Here is an 11,553-nt window from a genome sequence, read left to right as displayed (position 1 = left end):
GCAGGTAGGCGCCGAGGACAACTTCTTCGAGCTGGGCGGTGACTCGATCGTTTCGGTACAGGTGGTTGCCCGTGCCCGCGAAGCTGGCCTGGCATTCACGCCGCGCGAGCTGTTCGAGCAACAGACCATCCGCCGCCTGGCCAAGGTGGTCGGGCAGCCGGTCGCCGTCGCCACCGCGCCGAGCACAGGCCTTGCACAACTAAACGCTGCCGAGCGGGCGCGCCTGCCGGCGGACCTGGAGGACGCCTACCCACTGTCGCCGATGCAACAAGGCCTGCTGTTCCATGGCCTGAGCGGCGCGGCTGAGGGCGAGTACATCAACCAGCTGGCCTTCGACCTGGACGCCCTCGAGCCTGCGCACCTGCGCGCGGCCTGGCAGCAACTGATCGCGCGCCACCCGATCCTGCGCAGCGGCTTCGCCTGGGACGGCCTGGAGCAGCCGCTGCAACTGGTCTACCGCCAGGTGCCCGAACTGTGGCAGGAGCACGACTGGCGTGGCCAGGATTGCAGCAGCGAGGCGCTGGACGCCTTCGCCAGCCAGCAGCGGGCACTGCCGTTCGACTTCGCCCAGCCGGCCCTGCAACGGGTGGCGCTGCTGCGCCTGGCCAGCGGCCGCCATCGCCTGGTGTGGACCTACCACCACCTGCTGCTGGACGGCTGGAGCAGCGCGCGGCTGATCGAGGAATGGCTCGGCCGTTATGTGGGCGAAACCCCGCAGGCTGCGGCCGGCCGCTACGGCGACTACATCGCCTGGCTGCAACGCCAGGACCCGCAGCGCGGCGAGACCTTCTGGAAGGCCCGCACCGCGCAGCTCGATGCCCCCACCTTGCTGGCCGGCAATACGCCGGTGGCGGCGGGCGGCAGCGGGCAGCACGCTTGCGAGCTACTGCTCGATGCCACGCATAGCCAGGCCCTGGCCGCCTTCGCTCGCAGCCAGCGGGTTACCCTCAACACCCTGGTGCAGGCTGCCTGGCTGCTGCTTTTGCAACGCCACAGCGGCCAGCGCGTGGTGTGCTGCGGCGCCACCTTGTCGGGGCGCCCGGCAGAGCTGGCCGGCAGCGGCGACATGCTGGGGCTGTTCATCAACACCTTGCCGCTGATTGCCGAGCCTGCGCCGCACCAGGTGCTGGGCGACTGGCTGCAGGCCTTGCAGGGCGAAACTCTGGCCCTGCAGGAGCTGGCCCACGTACCGCTGTACGACGTGCAGCGCTGGGCCGGCAGTGCCGGGCAGTCACTGTTCGACACCTTGCTGGTGTTCGAAAACTACCCGGTAGATGCCGCCCTGCGTAGCCAAGCGATGCAGCAACTGGGTATCGATGGCGTGGCCCAGCGCGAGTCGACCCACTATCCGCTGACCCTCACTGTGCACCCCGGCGAGCGCCTGCAACTGGCCCTGGCAGCCCGCGCCGATGCCTTCAGCGCGGCCACGCTTGCGCAACTGACCGAGCACCTGGGCCAGTTGCTGCGCAGCCTGCCGGGCAACCCGCAGCGGCGCCTGGGCGAGCTGGCCATGTTGTCGGCGCAGGCCCGCATCCAGGCCCTGGCCCGCGCCGCGCAACAGCCGGTCTTGGGCAGCGGGCTGAGCCTGCCGGCGCTGTTCGCCGAACAGGCCCGCCGCAATGGCGCGCTTTGCGCGGTGAGCGACGGCGCGCAGAGCCTGGACTACGCCAGCCTCGACCAGGCCTCCAGCCGCCTGGCCCGGCACCTGCTGGCCCAGGGTGTGGGCGCCGGCAGCCTGGTGGCGGTGTGCCTGGAGCGCGACGCGCAACTGCTGGTGGCCCTGCTGGCGGTGCTCAAGGCCGGCGCCGCCTATGTACCGCTGGACCCGGAGTTCCCGGCCCAACGCCTGCGCCACATGCTCGAGGACAGCGGCGCGCAGCTGCTGCTGACCCACAGCGCCTTGCTGGCGCAACTGCCTGAAGCCGCTGCCGGCCAGCAGCGCTGGTGCCTCGACCAACTGGCACTGCCGGCAGGCGACACGAGCGCCTTGCCAGCCATCGACCCCGAGCAACTGGCGTATGTGATCTACACCTCCGGCTCCACCGGCCTGCCCAAGGGCGTGGCAGTGCGCCACGCTGCGCTGGCCAACTTCCTGTTGAGCATGGCCGAGGCACCAGGGCTGGCCTGTGGCGAAAAAATGTTGGCGCTGACCTCGCTGTCGTTCGACATCGCCGCGCTGGAGCTGTACCTGCCGTTGTTGCAGGGCGCCAGCGTGGTCATGGCCGACCGCGCCATGGCCCGCGATGCCGGGCGCCTGCTCGACTACATCGTCGCCCAAGGCGTGGGTTGCGTGCAGGCCACGCCGTCGACCTGGCGCATGCTCAGCGAGCACCCGCGCTTTGCCAGCCTGCAAGGGCTGCGCGCGCTGTGCGGCGGCGAAGCGCTGGCCGGCGACCTGGCGGCGCGCCTGCAAGGCGTGGTGGGCGAGTTGTGGAACCTGTACGGGCCCACCGAAACCACCATCTGGTCGGCGCGCATGCGCCTGGGCCAGCAGGCCAGCCAGGTGCTGCTGGGCGAAGCCATCGCCGGCACCTCGCTGCATGTGCTGGACGAGGCCCTGGAACCGGCCGCCGACGGTGTGGCCGGCGAGCTGTACATCGGCGGCGCGGGCCTGGCCCGTGGTTACCAGCGTCGCCCGGGCCTGACCGCCGAGCGCTTTGTCGCCGACCCGTTCGGCGCCCCGGGCGAGCGTCTGTACCGCACCGGCGACCTGGTGCGCTGGCGCGGCGAGGCGCTGGAGTACATCGGCCGTATCGACCAGCAGGTGAAGATTCGCGGCCACCGCATCGAGCTTGGCGAAATCGAAGCCTGCCTGCGCCGTTGCCCAGGCGTGCGTGAAGCCGCCGTGGTGGCGCGCCCGGGCCCGGGCGGCCCGGTGCTGGTGGGTTACGCCGAGGCGGACGACGCGCCGCAATTGGCTGTGCAGCTTAAACAGGCGCTGCAAGAGGTGTTGCCTGACTACATGGCGCCGGCCCAGGTGCTGCTGTTGGCGCGCATGCCGCTGACCCCCAACGGCAAGCTCGACCGCAAGGCCCTGCCGGCCCCCGACTGGCAGGCCCGCGTGCATGTGGAGCCGGCAACGGAGCTGGAGCGCCAGCTGGCAGCGATCTGGTGCGAGGTGCTGGGGCTCGAGCGGGTCGGCAGCACGGATGACTTCTTCGAGCTGGGCGGCCACTCGCTGCTGCTCACCCGCTTGGTATCGCGCGTGCGCGAGGCGCTCGGGGTTGACCTGGCACTTCATGAAGTTTTTGACCACTCAAGCGTCAGTACCCTTGCAGCACACCTGCAAAGCGCGCCCCCGGCCGCTGACGACTTGCTGGAAGTGGATTTCATGAACGATTTGCTGGAAGAACTGGAGCAGGCTGAATGAGTAGTGTCCTCGACCCCAAGGTAGCGGCGCAGGACCGTGAGCTGCAGGCCATCGGCGCACGTCTGGCGCAATTGGCGCAGGACAAGCAGCAACTGTTCCTGGCCAAACTGGTGGCGGCCGGCGTCAACGTGCGCCGCCTGCCGGTGCCAAGCCTGCCGCGTGACGGCGCCCTGGCGCTGTCGGCGGCGCAGAGTCGGCAATGGTTCATCTGGAAGCTCGACCCCCAGGCGCCCACCTACAACCTGCACCGCGCGGTGCAGTTGCGCGGGCCGCTGGACCGCGAGGCGCTGGCCGCAGCCCTGCGCGCCATCGTCGCCCGCCACGAGAACCTGCGCAGCCGCTTCCACGAGGTGGAAGGCCAGCCGCAACTGCTGATCGAGCCCAAGGCTGAGCTTGAGGTGGTCTTCGAAGACCTGGCCGCGCTGCCAGCGCCAGAGCGCGAGACGCGTGCCGACGCGCTGGGCATGGCCTGCGCCGTGACCCCCTACGACCTGGCCGCCGGCCCCTTGCTGCGGGTGACCCTGCTGCGCCTGGGGGCCGAGGAGCACCGCCTGCTGCTGGGCGTGCACCACATCGTTGCCGATGGCTGGTCGATGAACCTGCTGGTGGACGAGTTCACCCGTGGTTACAACGCCCACTGCCGTGGCCAGGCCAGCGAGCTGCCGCCGCTGGCCGCGCAATACGCCGACTGCGCCGCCTGGCAGCGCAAGCTGCTGGCCGCCGGCGAGGGCGAGCGTCAACTGGAGTACTGGCTCAAGCGCCTGGGTGGCGAAGCGCCAACCCTAGAGCTGCCGGTCGACCGCCAGCGCCCGGCACGCCCCAGCGGGCAGGGCGCGGTGCTGTGCTTCGACATCCCCGAGGCCTTGGCCGGTGCCCTGCGCAAGGTCGCCCAGGCGCGTGGCGCGACGCTGTTCATGCTGTTGCTGGCGGCGTTCAAGGTGCAACTGTACCGCTACACCGGCCAGCCCGACCTGCGCGTCGGCGTGCCGGTGGCCGGGCGTGGCAACGGCGAGAGCCAGCGCCTGATCGGCTTTTTCGTCAATACCCTGGTGATGCGCACCGAGCTCGATGGCCGCGAGCGCTTCGACAGCGTGCTGGCCCGGGTGCGTCAGGGCGCGTTGGCCGACCAGGCCCACCAGGAGCTGCCCTTCGAGCAACTGGTGGAGGCCCTGGCGCCGCACCGCAGCCTCAGCCACAACCCGCTGTTTCAGGTGATCTACAACCACCAGTGGCATGACACCGCCGCCCTGCAGACCCTCGACGGCGTGGCCATGGAGTCGCTGGCACCGCTGATGCGCGCGGTGGACTGCGACCTGGCTCTGGACACCGCCGAAGACTCCGCCGGCCGCCTGCGCTGCGAAATCAGCTACGCCACCGACCTGTTCAGCGCCGCCAGCATCGAGCGCTGGCGCCGGCATTTCGAGGCCTTGCTGGCGCAGATCGCCGCGCAGCCCGAAGCGCGGGTGTGCGACTTCGAACTGCACGAGCCCGCCGCCTGGGCGCAGTTGCAGGCCTGGAATACATTGCCCGAAATCACCGCTGAAGAGCCGCTGGTGCACCAGCTGATCGCCGCCTGGGCGCAGCGCACGCCAGACGCCCCGGCCGTGCGCTGTGGCGAGCAGGTGTTGAGCTTCGCCGAGCTGGACCGCCGCGCCAACCAGCTGGCCCAGTACTTGTGCGCCCAGGGTGTCGGCCCCGAGCAGCGGGTGGGTGTCGGCCTGCCGCGCTCGCCGCAGTTGCTGGTGGCGCTGCTGGCGGTGATCAAGGCCGGCGCCGCCTACGTGCCACTGGACCTGGACTACCCGCAGGAGCGCCTGGCCTATCAGGTGCGTGATGCAGGCCTTGCCTGGCTGATCGGCGACAGCCGCGACCCGCGCCGGGCCGCCTTGCCCGACAGCGTGCAGCGCCTGGACCTCGACCTGCTCGAGCTGGGCGCCTGGCCGGCCGAAGCGCCGGCCGTGGCGCCGCACCCCGGCAACCTGGCCTACCTGATCTACACCTCCGGCTCCACCGGCCTGCCCAAGGGCGTGGCCGTGGCCCACGGTCCGCTGGCCATGCACTGCCGCACCATCGGCGTGCGCTACGAAATGACCCCCGCCGACCGCGAACTGCACTTCATGTCGTTCGCCTTCGACGGTGCCCACGAGCGCTGGCTCACCGCCCTGACCCATGGCGCCAGCCTGGTGCTGCGTGACGACAGCCTGTGGACTCCCGAACAGACATACCAGGCCATGGGCCGCTACGGCGTGACCGTGGCTGCCTTCCCGCCGGCCTACCTGCAACAGATCGCCGAGCATGGCGAAGGCCGCGACGACGTGCCGGCGGTACGGGTGTACTGCTTCGGTGGCGACGCGGTGCCTCACGCCAGCTTCGAGCAGGTGCGCCAGGTGCTGCGCCCGGCCTGGATCATCAACGGCTACGGCCCCACCGAAACCGTGGTCACACCGATGATCTGGAAAGCCGGCCCCGCCGACCACTGCCAGGCCGGCTACGCGCCGATTGGCGACCGCGTCGGCGCGCGCAGCGTGTGGGTGCTGGACGGTGACCTCAACCCGGTGCCCACCGGCGTGTGCGGCGAGCTGTACCTGGGCGGTGAAGGCCTGGCCCGGGGTTACTTCCAGCGCCCGGGCCTGACCGCCGAGCGCTTTGTCGCCGACCCGTTCGGCGCCCCGGGCGGGCGCCTGTATCGCACCGGTGACCTGGTGCGCCAGCGCACCGACGGCATCATCGACTACCTCGGTCGCGCCGACCACCAGATCAAGGTACGAGGTTTTCGTATCGAGCCGGGCGAAATCGAGGCACGCCTGCGCGCCGATGCCCGGGTGCGCGAGGCGCTGGTGGTGGCCCGCGAAACCGTGGGCGGCAAGCAACTGGTGGCCTACGTGGCCGCCGACGACCCGCAACTGGGCAGCGAGCTGCGCCAGCTGCTGCGCGAGCAACTGCCTGACTACATGGTGCCGGCCCGGGTGATGGTGCTGGCCCAGCTGCCGCGCAACGCCAACGGCAAGCTGGACCGCAACCAGCTGCCGGAGCCGGTGTGGCAGAGCGACAACGACGGCTACCAGGCCCCGCAAGGCGAGCACGAGCGACTGCTGGCCGAAGTCTGGGGCGAGGTGCTGGGCCTGCAGCAGGTCGGCGCGCTGGACCACTTCTTCGAGCTGGGCGGCCATTCGCTGCTGGCGGTGCAAGTGGTGGCGCGGCTGAAAAAGCGCCTGGCCATCGAGGTGCCGGTACGCCAGCTGTTCGACACCCCGCGCCTGTGTGACCTGGCGCTGGCCGTTGCGGTCGCAGGCAACGCGGGCGGTGCCCCGGCGTTGCAGGCCCTGGCCCACGAGGGCGGTGCGCCGCTGTCGTTCAACCAGCAGCGGCTGTGGTTCCTTTGGCAGTTGGCGCCGCACAGCACGGCCTACAACATCAGCGGTGGCCTGCGCCTGCGCGGCCAGCTGGTGGTGCCTGCCCTGCGGTCGGCCTTCGAGCAATTGCAGGCGCGCCATGCCTCGCTGCGCACGGTATTCAGCGACGACGGCGAGCAGGTGCGCCAGCAGGTGCTGGCCAACCCCGCGCTGGCCCTGCGCGAAACCAGCCTTGAGCAACTGCCGGCCGGCGAGCGTGAAGCCCGCCTGGTGCAGAGCCTGGCCGAGGAGGGCGCAGCGCCCTTCGACCTGGCCTGCGGCCCGTTGCTGCGCATCAACCTGCTGCGTTTGGCCCGGGAAGAGCATGTGCTGGTGCTGACCCTGCACCACATCATCGCCGACGGTGTGTCGGTGAAAGTGCTGCTGGACGAGTTCGCCACTTGCTACCAGGCCGCCCTCGAAGGGCGCGATGCAGCGCTGCCGGCCCTGGCGGTGCAGTACGCCGATTTTGCCGTGTGGCAGCGCCAGTGGCTGGCCAGCGGCGAGTGCGAGCGCCAGCTGGCCCATTGGCGTGCCCACCTGGGCAATGAACACCCGCTGCTGGAACTGCCCCTGGACCACCCGCGCCCGGCGCAGCAAAGCCTGCGCGGCGACAGCGTCGGCTTTGCCGTGGCACCTGGGCTGGCCAGCCAACTGCAACAGCTGGCACAAGCCCGTGGCAGCTCGCTGTCGATGCTGTTGCTGGCGACCTTCGGCACCTTGCTGATGCGCTACAGCGGCCAGCGCGACCTGCGCATCGGCCTGCCCATTGGCGGGCGCCAGCAGCAGGAAAGCGAAAACCTGGTGGGCTTTTTCGTCAACACCCAGGTACTGCGCCTGCAAGTGGACGGCGAAGGCTCGTTCAACCAGTTGCTGGCCCAGGCGCGCAACCATGTGCTGGACGCCCAGGCCAACCAGGACCTGCCGTTCGAACAACTGGTCGAGGCCCTGCAACCGCAGCGCAGCCTCAGCCACAACCCGCTGTTCCAGGTACTGTTCAACCACGACCGCACCGCCGGCGTCGACAACCTGGCGTTGCCGGGGCTCAGCATCGAGCCGCTGCCCAGCGCCCGGCGCAGCACCCAGTTCGACCTGGTGCTCGATACCCGCGAGCACGCCGACGGCCAGTTGTCGGGCAGCTTTGGCTATGCCACCGACCTGTTCGAGCACGCCACCATCGAGCGCCTGGCCGGGCACTTTCAGCGCCTGCTGGCGGCCATCGCCCAAGCTCCGGACGAGTCCCTGGAGCGCCTGGCGCTGCTGGCCGAAGGCGAGCGCGAGCAGTTGCTGCATGGCTGGAACGCAACCGCCCGCGACTACAGCCAGCAGCCCATGCTGCCCGAGCTGATTCGCCAGCAAGCCGAGCGCACGCCGCTGGCCTGCGCCCTAGTGGACGGCGAACGGCGCTTTACTTACGCCGAGCTTGAAGCACGCAGCAACCGCCTGGCCCACTGGCTGCGCAGCCAGGGGGTGGGCTGTGATGTGCGCGTGGGGGTGTTCGCCGAGCGTTCAGCGGAGCTGGCCATTGCCCTGCTGGCCATCGTCAAGGCCGGCGGCGCCTACCTGCCGCTGGACCCGGACTACCCGGCCGAGCGCCTGGCGTTCATGCTCGAAGACAGCCAGGTGCCGTTGCTGCTGACCCAGCAGGCGCTGCTGGCACGCCTGCCGGCAAGCAGCGCGCTGGTGTGGTGCCTGGACCGCGACTGGGCGCAGACCGACGCTATGCCTGAGCACGCACCGGCCATTGACTACCCGGCGCAGAGCCTGGCCTATTGCATCTACACCTCCGGCTCCACCGGCCGGCCCAAGGGCGTGGGCAACCACCATGCAGGCCTGCTCAACCGCCTGCAGTGGATGCAGGACCAGTACCAGCTGGGCGGCGCGGACCGGGTGCTGCAAAAGACCCCGTTCAGCTTCGACGTGTCGGTGTGGGAGTTCTTCTGGCCCTGGTTCACCGGCGCCACCCTGGTAATGGCCGCCCCCGGCGCCCACCGCGACCCGGCGCGGCTGCGCCAGGTGATCGTCGAGCAGGCCATCACCACGCTGCACTTCGTGCCCTCGATGCTGCAGGCGTTCATCGCCGCCGGCGAGCTGGCCGCCTGCACCAGCCTGCGCCAGGTGATGTGCAGCGGCGAAGCCTTGCCCCATGAGCTGCAGCAGCAGTTCCAGCAGCTGCACAACGGCGCGCTGCACAACCTGTACGGCCCCACCGAGGCGGCCATCGACGTCAGCTACTGGCACTGCCTCGACGAGCCGGGCCGGCACAGCGTGCCGATTGGTCGGCCAATCGCCAACACCCAGCTGATGATCCTCGACAGCCAGTTGCAGCCGGTGCCGGTGGGCGTGGCAGGCGAGCTGTACATCGCCGGGCACAACCTGGCCCGCGGCTATCTGGGGCGCGCCGGTCTTACCGCCGAGCGCTTTGTCGCCAACCCGTTCGGCGCACCCGGCGAGCGCATGTACCGCACCGGTGACCTGGCGCGCTGGCGCCCGGACGGGGTGATCGACTACGCCGGGCGCATCGACCACCAGGTCAAGATGCGCGGCCTGCGCATCGAGCTGGGCGAAATCGAGGCGCGCATGCTCGAGCAACCCGGTGTGCGCGAGGCGGTGGTGGTGGCCTGGCAGCAGGCCGGTGGCGCGCAGCTGGTTGGTTACCTGACCAGCGATAGCCCCCAGGCCGAGCCGCAGGCGCTGCTGGACGCGGTGCGCGAAGGGGTGCGCGAGCACCTGCCGGACTACATGGTGCCGGCCCTCTTGGTGTACCTGGAGGCGATGCCGCTGAGCCCCAACGGCAAGCTGGAGCGCAAGGCGCTGCCGGCGCCGCAATGGCAGGCGCGCCAGTACAGCGCCCCGCAAGGCGCGCGCGAAACCGTCCTGGCGCAGCTCTGGCAGGTATTGCTTGGGGTGGAGCGGGTTGGCCGCGACGATGACTTCTTCGAACTGGGCGGCCACTCGCTGCTGGCGGTGCGGGTGGTGGCCAAGGTGCGCGAGGTGTTCGGCGTGGAGCTGGCCCTGCGCGCGGTGTTCGACACCCCGACCGTGGCGGGCTTGGCACAGGCCCTGGGGCGTAGCCGCGGCCAACTGGCCGCAGGCCCGCAGCGCCGCGAGCGACCGGCGCGCCCGGCGCTGTCGTTCGCCCAACAGCGCATGTGGTTCCTCTGGCAATTGCAGCCAGACAGCGACGCCTACAACATGCCGGTCGCCCTGGAGCTGGACGGCGAGCTGGACCGCGCGGCGCTGCAACGTGCCTTCAGCGGCCTGCTGGCGCGTCACGAAGCCTTGCGCACCTGCTTCCCCAGCGAAGCCGGCGAGGTGTACCAGCGGGTGCTGCCGGCGGCCGGCTTCGAGCTGCCCTGCAGCGACCTGCGCGGCGCCGACGACCCCTATGCCCAGGCCCAGGCGCTGCGTGTGGCGCAGGCCCAGGCACCGTTCGACCTGGTCAACGGCCCGGTGCTGCGGGGCCAACTGTTGCGCCTGGAGCGCCAGCGCCACCACCTGCTGCTGACCCTGCACCACATGGTTGGCGATGGCTGGTCGATGGAGATTCTGGTGCGCGAACTGGGCCAGCTGTACGCCGCCGAATGCAGCGGCCAGCCGGCAACGCTTGCGGCGTTGCCGATCCAGTACCTGGACTACGCCCTGTGGCAGCGCGAGTGGCTGGCCGGCGGCGAGGTCGAGCGCCAGCTGGGTTACTGGCAGGCGCAACTGGGCGATGCACCACGCATCCTCGAGCTGCCTGCCGACCACCCGCGCCCGGCGCAGCAAAGCCACCGCGGTGCCAACCTCAGCCTGCAACTGCCGGCGCCGCTTGCCGCCAGCGTGCTGCGCCAGGCCCAGGCGCAGCAGGTGACGCCGTTCATGCTGTTGCTGGCAGCCTTCAACGTGCTGCTGCAGCGCCACGCCCGCCAGGACGACCTGTGCGTCGGCGTGCCGGTGGCCAACCGCCTGCGCGCCGAGTGCGAAGGGCTGATTGGCCTGTTCGTCAACACCCAGGTGCTGCGTACCCGCATCGACACCGCGCAGCCATTCGCTGCGCTGCTGCAGCAGGTGCGTGACAGCGTGCTGGCGGCCCAGGCGCACCAGGACCTGCCGTTCGAGCAACTGGTCGAGGCCCTGCAGCCAGAGCGCAGCCTCAGCCACAACCCGTTGTTCCAGGTACTGTTCAGCCTGCAACGCCACGATGTGGCGCTGGGCGACCAGTTGGCCGGCCTGCGCATGGCCAGCCTTGAGCAGGAACGGCGTACCGCCCAAGTGGACCTGGGGCTGTTCGTCGACCAACAGGGCGAGGGCGGGTTCAGCTTGACCTTCAACTACGCCAGCGACCTGTTCGAGCGGGCCAGTGTCGAGCGCCTGGCCGGGCACTTCCTGCACCTGCTGCAGGCCTTGCTGGAACAGCCGGGGCTGCCATTGGTACAGGTGTCGTCGCTGACCGCCGGCGAACGTGCCGAGCTGCTGGCAGCGGGTGCTGCCGATGGCCATGGCATCGGCGCGTTCGACCTGGTGGCGCAGTTCGAGCAGCAGGTTGCCCGTGTGCCTGAAGCAATCGCCGTGCACCAGGGCGAGGGTTCGCTCAGCTACGCCGAGCTGAACCGCCGCGCCAACCAACTGGCCCACCGCCTGCAAGCGGCCGGCGTTGGCCCGGACGTGCGCGTGGGCGTGTGCCTGGAGCGCACCCCGCAATTGCTGGTGGCTTTGCTGGCAGTGCTCAAGGCCGGCGGTGCTTACGTGCCGCTGGATCCGGAGTTCCCAGCCGAGCGCCTGCGCCATATGCTCGACGACAGTCGTGCG

At 70.2% G+C, this 11,553-nt stretch carries 2 protein-coding genes; both read left to right on the top strand.

The window, feature by feature from the left end:
* Positions 1-3,370, top strand: a 3,370-nt coding sequence (locus tag ACQZ2L_RS24975; protein WP_430328301.1) for an amino acid adenylation domain-containing protein, incomplete at its 5' end; no start/stop codon positions are given.
* On the top strand, positions 3,367-11,553 hold an 8,187-nt coding region (locus tag ACQZ2L_RS24970), incomplete at its 3' end, for an amino acid adenylation domain-containing protein (RefSeq protein ID WP_430328300.1). The genes ACQZ2L_RS24975 and ACQZ2L_RS24970, both read left to right, overlap by 4 nt.

This window comes from Pseudomonas shirazensis (assembly GCF_050496565.1).
GTDB classification, from domain to species: domain Bacteria; phylum Pseudomonadota; class Gammaproteobacteria; order Pseudomonadales; family Pseudomonadaceae; genus Aquipseudomonas; species Aquipseudomonas shirazensis_A.
This window is presented reverse-complemented; position numbering and strand designations above follow the sequence as displayed.